This is a genomic window from Anaerospora sp. (assembly GCF_032013335.1).
In the GTDB taxonomy this organism is placed as follows: domain Bacteria; phylum Bacillota; class Negativicutes; order Sporomusales; family DSM-15969; genus Anaerospora.
The window spans coordinates 38,933-59,073 of the sequence record NZ_DALZUO010000024.1; the positions used below are offsets into that span (position 1 = coordinate 38,933).

Sequence of the window (20,141 nt, forward strand, 5' to 3'; positions counted from 1 at the left end):
GATTAGATTCTTATATTAATGAAACAAGCTAAATCAACACCGCTAATTTAAAGCAATTACTTATCCCACACGTTTGTAATTGCATCCATAGCGATTCCTAAAATAATAACAGTACCATAAGTTGGAGGTTGCGTTAAAAGGGCACCGTGAAGTGCATTTATATCAAGAACTATGGGAACTCCCTTAGTAATCCAAAAATCAGTAGGTAGCTGTTGTTCAAACTGCAGTCCGAATTCTAATATAATTTTTTCGACTTTTGCTATATTAGCATAGTCTATATTAATTCCATCTGACAACGGTCTTATATATAAATCTAAATCACTATCTTTTCGATTACAACCAGTTGCATAACTTCCGACAACAAATACGTAAGGCTTAAGACTCAATAGTAATTTTCTAAACTGAGCATTTGACAACATTCGAAACACTCCTAAATTTTAACAATTTCATCTGCATCCCATAATAGCGAATATGTAAGACAGCATATATGTATTTAATAGCTTAGCTAGATCTCTATTTTTCTTATCAGTTACATCATTGGAAAAATCCCATGTAATACCATCCCTAGTTTCCTAGAAACATAATAAATCTATGCCAAAAATCATCATGTGTCATAAATGGCTGAATAGTCACGTAGCCATCAACTTTTATAATCCCCTTTAACCCGGAGCCCATAGGCAAAACATCACACATTCTTTCAACGGCTCTGATCTACTTTTCAATTCGAGCCTTATCTTCATCAGTAGGATTATCTTGTCATATAAATCAGAAAACTGAGTTACACATGCGGTTTTATTTTCAAGAATTCTGCGATAAAATTATGATACCTTTCTCCATAGCGCTTTGTTAAGCATTCTAAAACTGCCATTACTGCCTTAGAAAAGCTTCTTTTGCAGAAATTCTGAAGTAATGTCACTATCTTCATGACTAGTTCTTTTTCGATGTCGACTTTGATTTTGTAATTTTCCCTCGGTCTTTAGCACTCATAAGTATTCTTTGTCTTAATTCTACTGCCCCTTGATATCTTAGGCGAGCCAATTGATCACAAATTGAAAGTAATATAAATTGGCTAATGCCGCTTTGTTCTAAAGAGATTACCATTTTTGCTACCTGCTGGCTATAGTAGAAGGGTTGTTCCTCTTCTGGCAGTAAATGGAGGAGTACTTTAGCAACCTCTTTAGGATACTTCTCTACTATTTTTTGTTTCTCAAGCTCATAGTAAAAATAATTTCGATCTACCCTAGGTGCCGGTAACTTTAGGATTACATTAACTGCTGGCTCAAAAACAGGTTCTAGGTAAGGTAGTAACCTCAGCGTGGCCACTACCTCCTCTACAGACATTGCTACAGGAACCCCTTTAGATCTATTTGTAAGATATTTCTGCATCCAGCGTGACCATACTTCTGCCGTTGCTTTTGGCTCCATTTCTTTTAGGATTTTTCTCATATGGTCAATTAATGAAATTCTTCCGACATAAGATACCTTCCTATTATATTGTAGGAGAAAAGCAGTAGGATCTAAAGAACTGAACATTGCTATTGTTGCAATAAACTCAGCAAATCTTTTTTCGAGATGGGGAATGTCAGTTTCGACTCTAGACAAAGTACTTTCAAATAAAGGTATCATATGCTCTAAGATACCCTCATTCCACTTACCTAGCTTAAGATATCCCTCCCATGCTCGTTTAGCCTCATTTGCATTTTTCCAGTTAAACAAAGTTAAAACGTTCTTAACGGCCCACTCTTGATCAATTGAATATAGAAACAAGGCTTGCCCAGCTAGTAAAACCCTACCTAGTGTGGCCTGAAAGTGATTACTGTTAAGAACCTTAGTGAATATATCGGTATAGTGCTTTGGAAGATGACGAAGGTCCTTATCTTTCCTAACTACTGCTGATAAGCTGTACAGCCAGTACTCCGTTATCTTTCCCCCCGGCCAATTCATAGCTATCCCTAACCAATCCTTACCGTCAAAATTAATATTACTGTCCTTACCTTCTTCGCATGGTTCGAAAAGAATTGAATCAAAGATGAACTCGCCAGTCCGATCAGCAAAAAGTATGCAGTCCTCAGGTAATCCTTGGGTTTCCTTCCGGATAGATGATAATAGTAAGTCAGCCACGGAATTTGCAATTAGAGACGGCTTGCCGTGAGCATTAATTGCTGCTAGAACCACCCTCCACTGCCGACTACCGAGTTCAGACTTTTCCAGCCCTCTTAAAACGGAATCCCATAAATCGCTTTCCCACGCGTTTCTTCTTTGAAGCATTGAAATGAGTTTTCTAGCCCAAATAAACTTTTTCGATACTGCGTCACTTATGTTAGTTAGTAAACCACTACGAGTAGGACCATTGAACGCATCTTCTTCATATGTGAGAAGGAAATCCGCTATTTCACATGGATTACTGATCAATAATTCCCTCACCGACATTGGTGAAGTATATCCAACAAACCCAGAGCTTGAGTACCTATCAAAATCAGGGTTTTCTCTAGGAGTAAATTTATGATTAGAATCTTGCATCTTCAAGTACTTCTCTAAATTCGGGCATTCTGGTGAAGCTTTCTTCAGCCATACTATAGCGTTATAGCGTTCATAATCGGCAGTTTCCTCACTAACTTCGATAAAGTCTCGGACAGACTGCTGCATTATTGCTTGTAGTAACTTTCTGCGAGTAACTTGGGAAGAACTAGGGTATGCTGCCTTTAAAAGCTGGAATGTTTCATGCTTTACACCTGGTGCATATAGTAGTTTGTTATTTATTACCCATTGCAACTTATAGTCAGAACTTACATCTATTGCAAAACCCATCCCATGAATCGCTAACCTTACAAGAAGAGGTACTTTACTCATTAGCCATCTACTTAGTAAGATATGACCACGCTTTGATTCATTAATGAGGAGCCATTCTAAAACGTCACGCGCTGCATCAATGATAACATCAAACTCTTCTGGGTATCGGTCTTGCTCATGTGGCTCAATGGCAGAGCGACGATAACTCATCGGATCAAAGTGATTATGTACTGCCTCAAAGCCTTTAAGCATAAAATGAGCTTCCGTTATGCGAGAGGTTAGTATTAGCTCGAATCGATCCACAAAAAAACCAATGTTATTTTTAATTCCGTCACTCCATGCTCTGTTTAAATGATAGTGGTCACTTAGCATACTGATTTTCGCACTGACCTTATCACGATTTTCACTCGGGTAAAGAACTGCCGCAAAGTTTGGTTCTAGATTAATAAATAGACGTGTAAGAAAATCAAACAATTGAACTGGTGCGTAAGTGTCTATCGAGCATTTACAATTATCTAAAAGGTACTCTAGAAAGACTTTTGCACAACCAGGGGTATAAGTACTTAACAATACTTCTATCCACTTATTCAGTATCACGCTATTCGAGTTATCTTTATACGCTAATGTCGCCGCAAGGTCGTTCCATAAAACTGGATTAATAATCCTGTGGTTCTTTTGAACTATTGACATTACTTCATCAGAACAGTCTGTAACGAACTGCTCCGCTATCCACCTAGAAATAGTCTGTGAGCACTCATCTACGGGTGTTAAGGTAAACAGAAGCTTAAACCCGGGCTTTTCTGATGCCCATAAAAGCCATTCTAAACTATTAGCGTATCTAACAAAAGATTGAACCCAAACAGGTGATTTTAGTGCTGTCTCTAGGTAGTCTATAATATCTACCTCAAGAGTAGGAGGAGAACTTACGATCTTTTTTATTCTTTCATCATGATCAAGAGCTCCCATATTAGTAAGACTAACCCAACGTGTAATTGCTTCAGGAAGCGCGTTATACGGCAATCTTCCTAAACGCTTTGGAAAAGTGATGGCTTGGATGCCGAAGCTCTTCCAGCGATCCTCCTGTCCTACAGTAGTAAAAGCAAAGCGTTTAGGCTTAGCAACATGATGAAGGGCCAATCCTCTTGAAAGGTAGGTCATAATTGGATCATTAAGACTATACCCAATGAATAGAACCGTATAGGCTGCAAACATACCTTGCAGAAATCGTGTCGCCCAACCCGATGTTAGGTATGCATGACCAAAGTCACTGTCTGTCAATACTATTGATTTTGATTCTTTATTAACCGAACCATGTAAGTATATGAGGCCAGTAAACTGTTCTCCCAGTGGAAGTGCAGGTGCGTAATAAGTATCTACAAGCCCCGGGAACTTTCCATCAATGACTTTAGAAAAATGCGGGTCAAAGTTAGTTGTCACTATTCTTAAGTTTTTATGCTCTTTAAATAAGTTCACAATTCCTGTATGAAGTTTTGTTGGCCTCGAAGCAGCATCCCCAAGTATACTTTTAGCTAAGTCGTGAACCATAACTCCTTCATTCTGCAGCCGTCCTAAATATAGGTCAATAGCTTCTCTCTTTTTCATAGATGTACAGCCTTCCCCTATTTGTTTGGCAAGGTCTGTAAAGCTCGGTAGATTAGATGGTGGGTCAACAGACACTCCAGCTCCAGCAAATATAACCAGTTTTCCATTCTCTAATGCCTCAAAAATTTCATTTGGTATATTGACATCTTTAGTTACAAACATTCCGCACGTCCTCTTCTCGCATTTTAATAAGGCTATTTTGGACCCTTTGTTCCTACTACAGCAATATAGATTAGAAACATAAGCGGGGGGGTTCCTATTTTGTCAATAAATCTTTATACATACGCCGAAGCGAGTAACACACCGTTCAATCATTTTTTGCCAGTTATAATCTAAATATCTATTTTTCAACATAGTCTTAGGTAATTCCTGTTAAGTTATTTGGGGTATTTGTCAGAAAAGTGCGATATAAGATGAATACGAGTATGGTCTATAGAAACATATCTAAAAATAAGTAAATCCTTTAATGATGGCGCAAGCTTTACTGCTATGCATTATTAATTTTGCAATTAGATCTTAATCTCAATAACATTAATTCGCGCTCCTCGATATAAGCTTGTCATTCACTTGTACCGAGTACATACGCTTTATTTATTGTGGTTGGCTGCCCTAACTTATCATTTTTTATAAAATATCAGTAATTTTTTTCAACTCATACGTCCATACCAAAGGCTCTAATTCTTGTTCAGGCGTACATTTTACCCATATATTACTTAAAATATGAAACCGGATGTATCACATGCTCATCCTTCGGGTTAAACCCGGTCAACTTCCTATCAAACAACATCGTACAGCGCTGCAGGCTATACTGCCCAAACCGCTGCCTTATTTTATCAATAGCAGACTCCAAGCCCTCCATCTGCGTCTTATCCCTATCAAACAGATCCAGCTGAATATGCCCATCTGCTGTCACAAGGTCCGCTCCCCTAACGCCTATGCTCCGGATCGCCCTATCCCACCGATAATTGGCCGCGAACAACTCCAGCGCTTTCTGAGCAATATCCCCGGAGAGAAACGTTGGTACAGACAACTTGCCTTGCCGATCAAATGAGTGCAGCTCCTTATCACGAACGCTAATTGACACAGTTGTACACTTAAGCCCGTGATCCCGGAGGCGCGCTGCAACACTTTCAGCGAGGACATAGACAATCATTTTTACATCTTCGAAATTCTGCAAATCCCTCACCGCGGTGGTGCTATTGCCAACAGACTTAACCACACTTTCCTCGCCAACAAACTTTACCGGCGCCGTATCAAGCCCGTTTGCAAAGTGCCAGAGCGTTTCGCCCCAAACGCCTAAGAGCAAACGAAGGCTATGTATATCGCGGTTGGCCAACTCGCCGATGGTGTATATAGCGCGATTTTGCAGCTTGGTCCGGGTAGAGCGGCCGACGTACAGCAACTCTCTGACCGGCAGCGGCCACACCTTTTCACGGAAGTTCTCTTTGGTGATAACTGTGGTTGCATCGGGCTTTTTCATATCGCTGCCAAGCTTAGCAAAGATCTTGTTCCAGGAGACTCCGACAGATGCCGTAAGGCCTAACTCTTCCCGGAAGCGCTGACGGATTTTATTGGCCACGGCTTCACCATCCCCGAAAAGCTTCTCCGTGCCGGTGATATCCAGCCAGCATTCATCCACGCCAAATGCTTCAACACGGTCAGTATAGTCAGCATAGATTGCTTTGGCCAGGCGAGAAAAGCGCAAGTATTTGCGGAAGTCGGCCGGCACTGCAATGAGGCCCGGGCACTTTAGCTTAGCCTGCCAAATAACATCACCGGTTTTCACGCCGAGGGCCTTTGCTGGGCCGTTCTTGGCAAGAACGATGCCGTGTCGGGCTTCGGCATCACCACAGACAATGACCGGTTTGTCGCGTATTTCCGGATTGTACAGGCACTCTACGGAGGCATAAAAATTGTTTAGGTCGACATGGAGAATAGTGCGGCTCATATGCGATTACCCCCTCGAACAAAACATAGAATAAAAAGGCCACATCAAATAATGTGACCTGTCAACTTTCAATAAACCAGCGACCTTCATCGCAGAACAAGAAGACTTCTCGGCCATGGACCCGACAAGTGTAGCGCATGCCCTGACCCCCTGCTTTAAGTGCTGCCGCCATTCTTACATCCAGCACCCGGTCAACACTGTACACCCGTCCGTCTTCCCACGTTATTGACAGTGGCTTTACTTTACCGTCCCGGGTATGCTCCGCTGTTACATCCACGAATTTTTTATCTGACACATTTACCACCTCATATAGAACATATGTTCAGTATGCCCATTTTAGAACAAACGTTCTGTGTTGTGAAGTGGTAATAAAATACAAAAAGCCTGCCGCGATGGGCAGGCATAGTAATCCGATAGATTGCGTTACTTAAGCTTAAATACAACAGGAAGACTTATTAATGATGCAGATTTTTCCCCATCTATTAATGCAGGATAAAACTCCCATTGCTTAACAGCGTCAATAGCAGATTGATCAAGGCTAGTATCGCCAGTGCTTTGAATAATATCAATTTGGTCAACTGTTCCTTTTTCGGACACAAGGACTTTTAATATTGCCCTTCCCTCTATCTTATTTTTCAAGGCATATTTAGGGTAAATAAGTTTTACTTTCTTAATTAACACAGGCGGATCGATCTTTTCTTCGGCAAAAGTATATGACAAATTACAGACAGTAAATAAAACAACTAAAAGTAACAAGCAAGCTTTTTTCATGATTACTCTCCTTTACTTTTAATGATATAAAAATTCGCGATAAAAATTCCATACTCCTCCAAATTTAAAATAAAATCCGCCCACCCCGAAGGATGAGCGGCTATAACTGTCAATTATACTACTTAGTCAACTTTTCAATTGTTCTTCTTAATCAACTTCTCCTGTGCCTTGGCAAATGTCTCCGGGCTAATAACTGGCTCGCTTTGTATGATTTTCCACTCTCCAGCGCTTCTAATCATATTGAGAACCAACGTTGATTCACTTTCACAGGCACTTCGTTCTTCCTTGGTGGAATTATTCCACCAGTTATATAAATATCGTATTACTGATACTTCGAACCCGTCAACTTCAAGATTACCATTTATATAATTGTAGCCTATAGGAACCTTACCCTCATCGAATTTTTCCTTCAGCTTACGTCTTATCTCTGTAATTTTTCCCTCATTCCGTTCACCGGCATGAATAATAGCTTCACGCATTATTGGGTCACCGCTTTGACTGTTCATTATATACTCTCCTCCTCTCCGGCTATTGCCGAGGTTAAATCTCACAAATATGTCTAACCAGAGAAAATATATATGCGGTATTTCCTGATTTTCTCTGACTTCTTGTCCAATTACTTTAATTTAAATACGATAGTGGTCACAGCATCTGCAGAACATCTCTTTCCATTCTCATATGCCGGAATAAACCGCCATTGTTTAACAGAATCGATAGCAGCCTGATCAAGGCTTTCATTGCCTGAACTTTTACTAATTTCTAGATGCTCTACTTCCCCCTGCTCTGACACGGAAACTTTTATAACAACTACCCCTTCTACCCCTTGTTTTTTTGCTTCTTCGGGATATTGAGTATCTACTTTCATTAGTATGCGAGGGGGGTGAGTAACACCTTCCGCAAAGACAGAGGTTATGCTGCTAATGACAAGTAAAGTAATAATTAATGCAAGTTTAAATTTTTTCATAGATCTCCTAGATTAAATAAAATTATTGATTATAACATAGCTATTTCTTTTTATATTTTACTTCTCCACGCGTTGATGACCACCAAACTAGAGTTTTTCCATCATCTATTACATCAAGCATAAAATATTTACCTTCTTTATTAATGGAGAGTTTGTTATCCTTAATTTCATAATCATAATAAAAATTATTCCCAAGCATCCTAACTTTACCATTAGCAAATTCTAGATAATCAATATCGCTTTCATAAATACCAGACAATTTAGTTGCTCCGCAACCAGAAATGTAAACACTAACTGTAATTAGTAATAATAGCAATATTATCTTTTTCATTCAATCACTCCAGTTAATATAAGTTAGTTATTAATTCCATAATTAGGTATTAATTCCTGCAACATGCTTCTTCTAAAAGCAATCTCTATTTAACCAACTTTAAACGAATAAATTCTCACAGCACTTTCTACCACCTTACCTAAATAAAAAAGACCGGTCAGTACCTAATTCAAAGTATTTATTGATTAGTATGAACAAATTAGATAAAATGGGGGGGATTTGTATGAAAAGATTGCTTTTTGTTATGTGATTTTTTTAGTAATGCCTTTAACCGCTAACGCTGCTCCCGGCCTGCCGACTATAGGTGTATTTTTAGATGCTCCAGTAGCTTTTGTTAATAACGAAACTGTTCGAACAATGGTTACTGAAAAAGCGAGCAAACTTTTCCCTGCTAATAAATTCAACTTGGTTTCATTTGATACTACCAGTAATGAATTAAGGACTTTTAAAGAGGATCACCGAATGTTCACCTCTCCGGAATATTCCCAACCAGTAAATCGTTTGAATATTCAAAAAAAATAGGTGCGAATCTTAATTGCGACTACGCTTTGTTTATCCTAATTAACAATGATACCCCGCGCTTTAGTTCTGGATTGTTTTCTGTAAAATACAAAACAACTGTAACATGTGACGTTAGATTGCTAGATATTAGTACTGGTAACTACTTAGCAAGCAAGCAAATAATTAAAGAAGGTTCAAGCGCTGCCGTATATAACGCTCCAACCTTCGATAAAGCCTATAAAGAAGCTTTAGGTAAAGCTTTAGATGAATTTACAATTGACACATCATTACTTTTAAAACCTGCAATGTAATACGCCGCCTACGGACGGTTTTTTATTACAGTTCGTCTTGCAATTGCTCTTAAGCATTTCAGAATTTAAATTGCATATCAATAAAGGTTTTACGCCCTCTATAGCATAAGTCAGAGTTTCTACCATGCTTTTTCGCGCTTGATTGAGCAATGCGCTTAGTTCTATACTCTATTATATGATCCAGCCTATCCGCTTACGTTTACACAAGTGGTTTTTCTTTGTCGATTACCCCTTCATAGTCAATCCACAAAAGGAAGCACCGCCCTACCAAATAAGGTAAGACGGTGCTTTTAGCTTTCTATAAACCATTGACCAGAATCACAGAATAGGCATACCTCTTTGCCGTGAATCCGGCAAGTATATCGCATGCCCTGTCCTCTATACCGTCCCGGCTTGCTCCGCTGACGTCCCCGATTTTTTTATTTGGCACATTTACCATCTCAATATAGAACAATGTTTTTTTATGCCCATTTTAGAACAAACGCTCCGTGTTGTGAAGTGTTAATAAACAAAAACCGCACCCCGGAGGTGCGGCTGGATAAAAATTGATTTACTTGATAAAGTCTTGAACCACGTACACATTTCCCGCACTGTCATAAGCAACGCCAATGCCTACCGTGGTATAATTCGAATTCAATATATTGGCACGGTGACCTGAGCTATTCATAAAAGAGGTTTCTGCAGCCTGAACACTTGTATTTTCCGCAATGTTTTCACCCACAGCACTATAAGAAATGCCGGCAGCTTTTAAACGGTCGGAAGGTGTTTTTCCATCCGGGTTGCTATGCGAGAAAAATTTACGGTTAACCATATCTTGGGCATGACTGCGGGCGACTGCAGTCACTGCAGAGCTCACCTTTAGATCCGACAACCCGTTTGCACGACGATCGGCATTCATCAATTCAACTGCGTTTTTCTCAGCAGTGGCTACATTGGCAGAACTCGTACTACTACTGGTTGTTCCTGTAGTAGGGCTACCGCTATTTACAGTACCATTATTGTTGGCTGAAGAATTGGATTCTGCACCCTTCGCTTTTTTAACGGACGTGATGACCCATTGAGAATTAGCACTGTTTAACTTAAGGGTAACATTATATATTGTTTTTTCATGCCGTACAGAAACAACTGCCTGGTTAGCAGATTTGCTAGCCAAGGAAAACGAATCCTTTTTGCTATTGAACCCCAGCTTACCTGCGGAAGCCTTAACCACCGCCACCGGATCTTGCGTGACTTGGCTAACTGAAGGAGATTGATTATTTTGCGCTGTCAAATTAGTTGTCTTGCCAACGGTGTTCGGAGTCTGTTGCGATTTTGCGTAAACTGATGCAGGTGTTACCATCATATACAATCCAATGGTAGTGCCAAGAAGCCCCAGAAATATATTGCGAACTACTTTTTTCATCAGTCTCCTCCTCTTTTTTAAGTTCTTATACTAATTTAATATATTTTACAAACTTTTGTTTTCTTTTAGAAATGATAATGTAATATTTAGTATGTAAGGTTATATGTGGATTTGAGTTCTTATGCTGCCGTCTGTTCCATGTCCGACATACATATGTTTAACTATATCCATCGTCGCAAAGTCCGCATAGAACCTAGTCTTTTTTGGGCAAATAAAAACCGTTCGGTGGAGCGACAAATTTTGTGAAATGAAGAAACTACTTAGCCCGGCAGCCGCCCCTCTTTAACCCTCAACTTGATTTATAACGTTTTTATTTATTGGGTTTTCAATTCTATTTTTGCAGTTTTAAGCAGTTTTTGTCCCCTTAAAATCACACAGTAGGGACAAAAAAAGGGACAAGATTCTTAGTGAATATCCGGCCCATCCCACCCATTGAAGTGGGTTTATTTTTATGTCTTTGTGTATCTCTAAGGCAAGTTTATTGATCTTCAATTGCAGGAATATTATAGTAAATAGTAGTATCTTAGAATATATTTCTATTTATAATAAAAAGAGGTGAAAATATGAAAAGTAGATCCGTTTTATCGATTATTCAAACAGTCTGCATTGTGCTAATTATCGCACTTTGCTTGTTTCTTCCCACAACAACTGTAATCGCCAGAGATATACAGAATGATCCCGACGGTTTTAATGGAATTACGTGGGGTACTAGTTTAGATTCTTTAAAAGAAGACTTCATTTATTATCGCTCAGTAGGCACATCATTATCATATATCAAAAAAAATGAAAATTTCACCCTTGGCGATGATACTCAATTTATTAGAATAGAATATGGTTTTAATAATAATATTTTTAGCAATATTTATATCACTTTTAAAGGAACAAACAATTATATCAATATATTGAATTGGCTCACACAACAACACGGATCAAGTGAAACTGTTGGCAAAACGATCAATAATAAGATCGTTCCCGAGTCAGAATGTTGGTTCGGGAACAATACCACAATAATCTTGGAAAGATTAGATGTTTATCAAAACGGCAGCTTATGGATGGCTCCGCGTAAACGCAATTAATTAAAAGTCCACACAATCACAGTGTGGGCTTTTTATCTTTCTATGAACCATTGCCCGGTATCACAGAATAGAAAAACCTCTTTGCCGTGTATCCTACATTTATAGCGCATACCCTGCCCGCCCATTTTGAGAGATGCTGCCATTCTTACGTCCAATACCTTATCTACACTGTATTTGCGTCCGTCCTCCCATGTTATAGATAGAGGCTTTACTCTGCCTTCCGGGTCATGCTCGGCTACTACTCCGATAAATATTTTGCTCATCTTACTACCTCCTTTTACAAGAACATATGTTTTACATGGTTACTTCAGAACAAACGTTCCGTTTTGTAAAGCGGTAAAAAATTCATAAAGCCTGCCGTAATTGGCAGGCTTTATGAATTCAAGTATTATCAGTTATTTAGTCATCCTACGAAGCAAATCAATAGTATTAAGGAAATCCACTGTCTCTTGAACAATATTTACTCCCCCATAAGCGGAGTAGTTTTTATATCCGAATATGTAATTAAAAGAACGTCATTCGTAAAACACTTCATTACTTCAATTTAAAAATGATAGCTGTCTCAGCATCAGCAGAACATTTCTTTCCATTCTCATATGCCGGAATAAACCGCCATTGTTTAACAGAATCGATAGCAGCCTGATCAAGGCTTTCATTGCCTGAACTTTTACTAATTTCTAGATGCTCTACTTCCCCCTGCTCTGACACGGAAACTTTTATAACAACTACCCCTTCTACCCCTTGTTTTTTTGCTTCTTCGGGATATTGAGTATCTACTTTCATTAGTATGCGAGGGGGGTGAGTAACACCTTCCGCAAAGACAGAGGTTATGCTGCTAATGACAAGTAAAGTAATAATTAATGCAAGTTTAAATTTTTTCATAGATCCTTCACCTATTTTAAATCCTATGCTTTATTCGAAGCTTTTCTTTGTACCCGTGTTTACAAATTTCAACGTTTGTAGTATTACTCCTGCAAATATATAAATAGAGCACTCGCTCTATCCAAAGGCAAGCGACTATCCCCAGTCTTTCTTTATTCAGACAGGGCATCTATGCCCTTAGTTACACAGCAATCCCTAGCCCGAATGAAAATGCAATAGTAAAAATCAAGAGAAACACAGAGATACCAACGTGTAAAAGGGACTTTTTCCAGTTCCCTTTTTTAAAAAAGATATAATAAAAAAGAGATAACATTCCGGCGATAAAATATACTGAAATAATTCCTGCGGCGATTTCTACCATTTTAGCCATAAATTCAATCCTCCATTATTTAGTTCGTATCATCTATCACATTCTGTAAATTGATCCCCAAAACCCTTGAGTATTTCCACCTATTTGTCTAAGATAATTGTCCTGATTGTTTAAATAAGAGAAATAAAAACGCCCCAGACCGTGGTCCAGGCGTTAATTAGAAAATGTGTAAATATCCTTTTAACACTCTATTAAAGATGATACACTTAATAATATTAAGCTTGAGGGAGATATTATCATGAATACGTTAATATCCTTGCTAGTATTAATAGTGTTATTGGGCCTGAGCCTCATTGTTATTATGTTGATTAGTGTAGTGGCGACTAAAATAGCAGTACTATTTGGCGCTCCTTTAGCCATTGAAGATACAATCACTAATTTTTTATTGACTACTGCAGTATTTGGCTTTATTACTTATATGCAATACAAGGATCCATCCTTTATAAAAGATTGTGATTGTGAATGCAGCAAGAAAAATTGTAATGACCCCAAGAAAGATGAGTTTTCAGTTCTACCCTTTATCGTTATTTTATTCTTATATTTGGCGGTATTAAAAATTTCATTGTGAGTTGTTGATTGACCATCCATACCAATAATCCAGCCAATCCGCTCCTTCTTCCGAGCAGATTTTTCCTTTGTCCTGGCTCCTTTTTATGTACGGCAGCCTGCTTCTTAAATTCCTGATTGTCACCAGTCGGAACTGCGAAACTTCAGGGCTAATGTCCTACTATGTAGGAGCAGGATGTGTTACTCTCCCGCCGTAATTATCAATTGAAAGGACTGATAGCGTATGCCTAATATGAAAGAATTTGACCATACCTGGGAAATAGATTACATATGCCCTAGAATTAAGTTAATCCGCAAAGCTGTGAAAGATGGAGATTATGCAGCCGCGCTGGATTATCTGAGCACGATTCAAGAAAAGGCTAATGCAGCAAAATATCAAATAGATAAACTTAAAGCCGCCGAATAGGCGGTATTTCTTTTGCTGTGCGCCCGCTGAAAGTAAAATGACACTTTTGTGTTAATCCGCAAGTGGACAAAATAAAAAATCCCAGATAGCGCACACTGGCATCCGGGATTTGTGTCTTATATTTCATTTAAAAATAACTTGATACACTGCAAATAATACTATTGCGGAAGATACAGTAAAAAGCTTAGCGAATTTCTTAGGGTCTGTTTTATTAATAAAATAAATAGGTTCATCGCTAATATATATTGCAACTGCAAGGCCTGCACAGAAAAAAATCAAAGTAAAAAACAAAAATACACTAGAGTAAAATCCATTGAACCATATGGTTCCAATAAAGCACAAGATGAAAGCTAATACTAGTAAGCGACCCATTATAATCATTATATGTTACTTCCTTCCACATAGGTATTTACGAGTTTAGTCTAACATACTTCGGTATTGAACACACACTTTTTCTGTGTTCCTACCAAAAAAGCCCGGCAGCCGAAGCCACCGGGCTATGATTAAGCGCCCCAAAAACATTACTTACTGTACGTACGTATGTAAAGCAGGAATATAATGTAATTTACAGTATTATAATACAGAATTAATAGAAACTTTTAGAAAGGAGCGTTACTAACAAATGCGCAAAATTACATTCTTCATAGTTTTTCTGATCTCATTGCTTTTTTCATATCCCACGGAGGCTGCTAGCACAATAGTAATTAAAGATGTTCCACAAAAAGAAATTTATAATCATATTCTAACTACTGAAATAAAGGATGGTTTAACTATTAGAACTAGCTCAGATTACTCAATTATATTGGAAGATAATAGAGCAAAGCCTTTTGCTTTTAATGTTACATGGGGAGCGGCAAAAGTTTTGCACATATGGAATATAATTTCCACAGGACCAGATACTTTAGTTTCATTTGAAATACAAATAGTTGCTGATCCCGGCACTAATAAAGAACAAGTTCATGTAGCTAACGTCGATAATATTAACTCAATGGGATACTACCCTAGATATAAAGAAGATTTAATGGGTTACGCAAATACAACAAACAGAATACTGAGAATTATTAAGACTTATTATAATGGTGGTTATTATTACGGCATTGATTATGCATTTAAAAAGGGATACTATGAGGTAGTTAGCCTATCAAAAGGACTTCCTGCCGAACGAGTAGGTATATTAATCGGTGATCGCATCTTAAAGGTCAACGGCCTTATTGCAAGAAAAATGAGCCCTCAAGAATTGGATTCTTATTTCGAGCAAGGAGAAGAAGGCCATATGATAAATATTGTAATTGCTCGAGGAAAAGAAGAAATACCTGTCACTATTACTAAACAGTTTTTCCCACCTTTGTTTCAAAAGTCGCTTAATTAAAATTAAGCCCCGGACGGAAGTCCGGAGCACTGCTGAATACTATTAAATCAACAGGATTTCTAAGCCTAAGTGTTATAATTTTTTAGGAGCGATGTATATGAAGAAACTATTATTCTTTTTCTGTATAACTATATTGTTATTGAGTAATCTTAGTATTGGAAACTGCTCTGAACTTCCACAAGGAGTAAAAGAAAAACCTACCATCATGTTTGCTTTTGCAGGATGTCTTAACAAATATAAAATGTATGATGATGAATTTATTAAAATTACAAAGCGGCAAACACAAAAAGCATTTTTACCAAACTACAATCTCTATTTGAGTGAACAATATAAAAAACCTTATAATGCACCTGACGCGCCCGATATTGCTTCACTAGCTCGCGAAGACGTTATTGACTTATTTAAAAGTTTTCATCCTGACTATATTATAATTTATGAAGCCTTACCATTTCAATCTAGCACTTTGGGACCTAAGACTTCAGGAATACACTTGAAAATAATTGATGTATCACATAACCAATATATTGCCGATCAGACATTTAACTATAGCTCAACATGGGCAAATCTTAAGGGCCATTTTAATGCGATGTACTCTAAGGTTGAAAGCGAAGTATATAGTAAACACTTCCCTAATATAACACTCGCAACCCCCAAAAACCTAGCAGCTGAATCCACACCGAATGATTAGATTTTGCGATAAATATATACCTACTGTCGTTCAACAATCCAGCCAATCCGCTCACACTTCGAAGCGGATTTTTTTCTTTGTCCATGCGTTTAGTGTTACAATGCGGTAATAATAGAGAATTCTGCCTCAAGTGACAGGCATAATTCAGTTTCAAAAAACCGCCCACCTTAAAGGATTAGCGGCATACCCCAGATATTAGGGCTCTTATTTTATTCAGACAAGGCATCTATGCCATTAATTAATTACACGTCATTCCCTAGCCCGAAAGAAAAAGCAATAGTAAACATCAAGAGAAACATAGAAATCCCAACATGTACTAGGGACTTTTTCCAATTTCCTTTTTTAAAAAAGCTATAATAAAAAAGAGTTAGCATTCCGGTGATAAAATATACTGCAATAAATCCTGCGACGCTTTCTACCATTTTATCCATAAATTAAATCCTCCGTTATTTAGTACGTAGCATCTTATCATATTCTGCAAATCCTTCCCTCAAACCCTTGAGTATTTCCACCTATTTGTCTAAGATAATTGTCCTGATATTGTTTAAAAATAAAAAAGCCCGAACCGATTTGAACTGCACCCCTTATGTTGGACAGTATATCATCCTGTCTAACATAAGGGGTGCAGTTCAGAAGTCCGGGGCGATACAAAGGTCCCCTGTCAAAGCATGGGGCAAGAAATTATTCCTGATAATAAATTAAAACTTAAATGTTACTCCTGCACCTAGGCCTTTAGTGGTAACATCCACTGTAGTGCTATAAGCATCAAAATCTTTATATTTAACCTCACGATAGAATAAATTCAACTCAGTGTTTTTGGCTACATCGTATCCTAGGCCAACTTCGTAAGCATTTACTCTATTACCGGCACTAACGGATGCCCATCCTGTAAGTTTGTCTGCTAACTTTGTTTGCCCAACTAGCCCTACTTGATATCCATTTTTAGATTGTGATTCAGAAAGACTTTCGCTATCTGTAATATTTCCAGGGGTAGGACCGTAATTTTCTGTTACCGTAACTTTTGCTGTTGATCTGGTCACTCCCACATATGCAGATACGTTAGGGTTTATTTGATACAATACATTTATTTCATGCCCAGTAAGTTTTGCATTAAGTGTCGTGTTTTCATAAAAAGATCCTATGTACTCATCTACTAAGTATTCTTTGGTTTTATTATCCAAGTATTTATATTGCAATGCGAATTTATTACCCAGACCATAAGATATGCCTGCACCTAGACGTTCCTTAGAATCATCAGATTCGCTCATTCCATTAACGGATAATTCTAACTTTGGAGATATGGATGTATTAATATCAAGAGCCAAACTTCCTTTTTCATAATTAGTTAGCGGTGATGCAAAAGCTACGGATGTCACTGCCATTGCAGCAGCCAAGGTTAATAAAACTTTCTTTTTCATAATAACTTCCTCCCTAAACATATTAAAAATTAATACAACAAATTACTAATATTTGCCATTTGAATTCCATTTCCTTCCCTTTCTTCCAAATATTATCTCAATAAACTATATTTTCATAATTTTACTATTATTACAAAATAATGCTATTCGTATATTTTTATGGTAACTCAATAAACTAATCATGGTTAGTTTAGCTATTAATGGTTAAGGTCTTATTATATGGATGCAGCTCATTGTCCAGATCCTTCTGTGCGGCAACTAAACCTGATTAATAAAAACTGCACCTACAAATTTTCAGGGCTAAGGTCCTATAATGCAGGAGCAGGATTTGCTGCTCTCCCGCCGTAATTATCATATGAAAGGACTGATAGCATGCCTAATATGAAAGAATTTGACCGCGCTTGGGAAGTAGATTTTATTGGCCCTAGAATTAAATTAATTCCCAAAGCTGTAAAAGATGAAGACTACGAGCTGCATTGGACTATTTGAACACGCTTCAAGAAAAGGCTAAGCAGCAAGACATTAAATAGATAAACTTCAAGCCGCCAAATAGGCGGTATTTCTTTTGCCCATAAATAAAAAACGCCCCAGACCGAAGTCCGGGGCGATGACATATTCTCCTGCTGAAGTATGGCAATAAATTTTTTCTAATATAAATTTAGAATTTAAATGTTAAACCAGCACCTAATCCTTTGGTTTTAACATCGAATTTATCATCGGAATCACCAAAGTCTTTGTATTTAGTCTGACGATAGAAAACATTGAATTCCGTATTCTTAGCCAAGTCGTAGCCTACACCAATTTCATAAGCATTTATTTTATTTCCCGCGCTAATTAGTGTCCAGCCAGTGAGGTTATCAGCCAGTTTAGTTTGCCCTATAAACCCAACTTGATAACCATTTTGAGATTCTTTGTATGAATCACTTCCATTTCCAAGAGGGCCAGAACCATCACCGTATTCAAAAGTACTATTAACTTTTAGTTTCGCTTTTGTCCAGCCGGCAAATGCAGAGATATTTGGATTGATTTGATATAATAAATTGAAATGTTGACCGGTAACCTGAGCATTTTGGGTACCAATTTCATAATCCGCTCCATCATATTCTTCAAAAGGAGCATTTTTTGATTTGTTATCCAAGTAATTGTATTGAACTGCAAATTTATCGCCAATCCCATAAGTTATGCCTGCTCCAAGACGCGATTTAGCATCAATAGAGTCACCACTTTCCAGCTTAGGTGATATTGACATATTTAGGTCAATAGCCAAGCTTCCTTTGTCATAATTACTTAGCGGCGATGCAAAAGATACGGAAGTAACTGCCATCGCAGCGGCTAATGTTAATAAAACTTTTTTCTTCATGGATATTTCCTCCCTAAATTAGAATTATTTTGCAGTCACGTACGTTTGACATAAAAATCCTATTTCCTTCTTTTCTTTCAAGAATTATTTAAATTCTTTAATAAAATAAGTTAAAACTGAATATTTATATTATGTAAAATTTGCTCACATTCTATAATTGTTTTAATAATTTTTTCTACCAAAACAAAAAAGCCCGTCTGCCGAAGCCTTCAGGCGATAGTCTAAATTAACTTCAAATATTTTTATAATACACTCTTATACAAATGGAGTGAAGGAGGAATATCTCTTGGATGATTTAACCCCTGCTAGAGGGTGTTTCAATGCGTCATTGTTAGGCTTATTATTTTGGACGATCATAGCAATAATAAGTTTAATGGGAAAGCTACTCAATGGGTAAGCAATACCCACCTGTGCAGCGCCAATGATCCAGCCTATCCGTTCACATTTACGAGCGGATTTTTCTCCATATACATGCTCAGCTCGGCTCAGCGATATACGCTTTATACAGACTCATATCAAACATTATTTTTTGCACGAATATCTTTGATATAATCAATAGCTTGGTTGATATCATCAAATGGAACATTTTTTATTAATTTAGGATTCAATTTCCACCATGCTAATGAGAGTAATTGATCTATCGTTTGTTGGTCAAACCTATATCTAATTAGTCTTGCGGGGCAACCAGCAACAATTGCATATGGGAGAACATTTTTAACTACAATTGCTCCAGCTCCAATAATAGCACCATCTCCGACTTTCACACCAGCTTTTATAAATGCATTACTTCCGATCCACACATCGTTTCCAATTATAACACTCTGAGGCTTTTCGAGACTTAAAGTTTTAAAGTCGAGCTTTCGAAAAAGTTTATCATCGCCGTTATATTGAAAAGCACTTGTTGACAACCAATTAGATGGATGGTCACCTGCACCTATAATAACATTAGATGCTATAGAGCAAAATCTTCCAATTGAAGTAGGGTTGTCAGCAGGACTGGAGTTTATAAAATTGTTCTTACCCATATAAGTATATCTTCCTATATGAACGTTTTTGCCAACATACGTACCAGCTTCTATTCGTATTGGGGATTCAAGATAATTAGTTTCAATGTTTCGGGGATTACGTATGTAATTACCATATAATAACCACTGTTTAAATCTAAGTAAAGAATTAAGCATTTCACTACCACCTACTCATACACTACATGAAGTTTATTTTTAGCTAGAATAATATCTTATGTAAAATATATACTGACGTCAAGAGTATGCTGATAAAATAGATTCGCTCATGCTTACGAACGGATTTTGCTTTCGCCCATTACTCCTTCATAGTCAATCTTCATAAACAAGCACCGCCCTACCAATTAAGGTAAGACGGTGCTT

23 protein-coding genes are annotated in these 20,141 nt (G+C 37.6%); 7 read left to right on the forward strand and 16 right to left on the reverse strand.

All coding sequences use genetic code 11. The annotated features are described in order from the left end of the window. Positions 1-56: 56 nt before the first annotated feature. From RTR76_RS16465 to RTR76_RS16500, 8 genes are all read right to left on the reverse strand, one after another. Complete coding sequence (locus tag RTR76_RS16465) at positions 57-419, reverse strand: nucleotidyltransferase domain-containing protein (RefSeq protein ID WP_312522690.1); 363 nt, start codon at positions 417-419, stop codon at positions 57-59. 508 nt (positions 420-927) lie between these two features. Next, positions 928-4,554 (reverse strand): DUF4020 domain-containing protein, encoded by a 3,627-nt coding sequence (locus RTR76_RS16470; protein ID WP_312522691.1) that lies wholly within the window; start codon positions 4,552-4,554, stop codon positions 928-930. Positions 4,555-5,101: 547 nt separating this feature from the next. Further along, a complete protein-coding gene (locus RTR76_RS16475; RefSeq protein WP_312522693.1) occupies positions 5,102-6,340 on the reverse strand; it encodes a DNA polymerase IV in 1,239 nt (412 codons plus the stop codon). A gap of 61 nt (positions 6,341-6,401) precedes the next feature. Then, positions 6,402-6,635, reverse strand: coding sequence for a hypothetical protein (locus RTR76_RS16480; protein WP_312522695.1), 234 nt, complete (start codon positions 6,633-6,635; stop codon positions 6,402-6,404). 128 nt (positions 6,636-6,763) lie between these two features. Further along, a complete protein-coding gene (locus RTR76_RS16485) occupies positions 6,764-7,111 on the reverse strand; it encodes an energy transducer TonB (protein WP_312522696.1) in 348 nt (115 codons plus the stop codon). A 134-nt stretch (positions 7,112-7,245) separates the two neighbouring features. Continuing rightward, entirely contained in the window at positions 7,246-7,617 is a 372-nt protein-coding gene (locus tag RTR76_RS16490; protein WP_312522700.1) for a hypothetical protein, read from the reverse strand. Positions 7,618-7,727: 110 nt separating this feature from the next. After that, a complete protein-coding gene (locus tag RTR76_RS16495; RefSeq protein ID WP_312522705.1) occupies positions 7,728-8,075 on the reverse strand; it encodes an energy transducer TonB in 348 nt (115 codons plus the stop codon). Between the two features lie 40 nt (positions 8,076-8,115). Further along, complete coding sequence (locus tag RTR76_RS16500) at positions 8,116-8,406, reverse strand: hypothetical protein (RefSeq protein ID WP_312522708.1); 291 nt, start codon at positions 8,404-8,406, stop codon at positions 8,116-8,118. Positions 8,407-8,625: 219 nt separating this feature from the next. On the opposite strand from RTR76_RS16500, the gene RTR76_RS16505 reads away from it, so the two are divergent. Next, on the forward strand, positions 8,626-8,928 hold the full coding sequence (locus RTR76_RS16505) for a hypothetical protein (protein ID WP_312522710.1): 303 nt from the start codon (positions 8,626-8,628) through the stop codon (positions 8,926-8,928). 116 nt (positions 8,929-9,044) lie between these two features. Continuing rightward, entirely contained in the window at positions 9,045-9,218 is a 174-nt protein-coding gene (locus RTR76_RS16510) for a hypothetical protein (RefSeq protein WP_312522712.1), read from the forward strand. A 550-nt stretch (positions 9,219-9,768) separates the two neighbouring features. Here the strand turns inward: RTR76_RS16510 and RTR76_RS16515 are convergent. After that, complete coding sequence (locus RTR76_RS16515) at positions 9,769-10,620, reverse strand: CAP domain-containing protein (RefSeq protein WP_312522714.1); 852 nt, start codon at positions 10,618-10,620, stop codon at positions 9,769-9,771. Positions 10,621-11,183: 563 nt separating this feature from the next. Between RTR76_RS16515 and RTR76_RS16520 the strand changes: the two genes are divergently transcribed. After that, positions 11,184-11,696 (forward strand): hypothetical protein, encoded by a 513-nt coding sequence (locus tag RTR76_RS16520; RefSeq protein ID WP_312522715.1) that lies wholly within the window; start codon positions 11,184-11,186, stop codon positions 11,694-11,696. A gap of 32 nt (positions 11,697-11,728) precedes the next feature. On the opposite strand, the gene RTR76_RS16525 is transcribed toward RTR76_RS16520, so the two are convergent. The 3 genes from RTR76_RS16525 to RTR76_RS16535 all read right to left on the reverse strand — a co-directional run bounded on the left by RTR76_RS16525 (position 11,729) and on the right by RTR76_RS16535 (position 12,948). Next, positions 11,729-11,959, reverse strand: a complete 231-nt coding sequence (locus RTR76_RS16525; protein ID WP_312522717.1) for a hypothetical protein — start codon at positions 11,957-11,959, stop codon at positions 11,729-11,731. Positions 11,960-12,230: 271 nt separating this feature from the next. Beyond that, on the reverse strand, positions 12,231-12,578 hold the full coding sequence (locus RTR76_RS16530; RefSeq protein WP_312522719.1) for an energy transducer TonB: 348 nt from the start codon (positions 12,576-12,578) through the stop codon (positions 12,231-12,233). A 181-nt stretch (positions 12,579-12,759) separates the two neighbouring features. Further along, complete coding sequence (locus tag RTR76_RS16535; RefSeq protein WP_312522721.1) at positions 12,760-12,948, reverse strand: hypothetical protein; 189 nt, start codon at positions 12,946-12,948, stop codon at positions 12,760-12,762. A 238-nt stretch (positions 12,949-13,186) separates the two neighbouring features. On the opposite strand from RTR76_RS16535, the gene RTR76_RS16540 reads away from it, so the two are divergent. The 4 genes from RTR76_RS16540 (at position 13,187) to RTR76_RS16555 (ending at position 15,978) form a co-directional block, all read left to right on the forward strand. Continuing rightward, entirely contained in the window at positions 13,187-13,516 is a 330-nt protein-coding gene (locus RTR76_RS16540; protein WP_312522723.1) for a hypothetical protein, read from the forward strand. A 222-nt stretch (positions 13,517-13,738) separates the two neighbouring features. Beyond that, positions 13,739-13,921 carry a hypothetical protein gene (locus RTR76_RS16545; protein ID WP_312522727.1) on the forward strand — a complete coding sequence of 61 codons (183 nt, stop codon included), beginning with the start codon at positions 13,739-13,741 and terminating at the stop codon, positions 13,919-13,921. 622 nt (positions 13,922-14,543) lie between these two features. After that, positions 14,544-15,290 (forward strand): PDZ domain-containing protein, encoded by a 747-nt coding sequence (locus tag RTR76_RS16550; RefSeq protein ID WP_312522729.1) that lies wholly within the window; start codon positions 14,544-14,546, stop codon positions 15,288-15,290. Positions 15,291-15,387: 97 nt separating this feature from the next. Continuing rightward, positions 15,388-15,978, forward strand: coding sequence for a hypothetical protein (locus RTR76_RS16555; protein ID WP_312522730.1), 591 nt, complete (start codon positions 15,388-15,390; stop codon positions 15,976-15,978). A 242-nt stretch (positions 15,979-16,220) separates the two neighbouring features. On the opposite strand, the gene RTR76_RS16560 is transcribed toward RTR76_RS16555, so the two are convergent. From RTR76_RS16560 to RTR76_RS16575, 4 genes are all read right to left on the reverse strand, one after another. Then, positions 16,221-16,409, reverse strand: coding sequence for a hypothetical protein (locus RTR76_RS16560; protein WP_312522732.1), 189 nt, complete (start codon positions 16,407-16,409; stop codon positions 16,221-16,223). A 267-nt stretch (positions 16,410-16,676) separates the two neighbouring features. Continuing rightward, positions 16,677-17,396 (reverse strand): outer membrane beta-barrel protein, encoded by a 720-nt coding sequence (locus tag RTR76_RS16565; protein WP_312522734.1) that lies wholly within the window; start codon positions 17,394-17,396, stop codon positions 16,677-16,679. 658 nt (positions 17,397-18,054) lie between these two features. Beyond that, positions 18,055-18,756, reverse strand: a complete 702-nt coding sequence (locus RTR76_RS16570) for an outer membrane beta-barrel protein (protein ID WP_312522736.1) — start codon at positions 18,754-18,756, stop codon at positions 18,055-18,057. 515 nt (positions 18,757-19,271) lie between these two features. Further along, positions 19,272-19,937, reverse strand: coding sequence for a CatB-related O-acetyltransferase (locus RTR76_RS16575; RefSeq protein WP_312522738.1), 666 nt, complete (start codon positions 19,935-19,937; stop codon positions 19,272-19,274). Positions 19,938-20,141 lie beyond the last annotated feature (204 nt).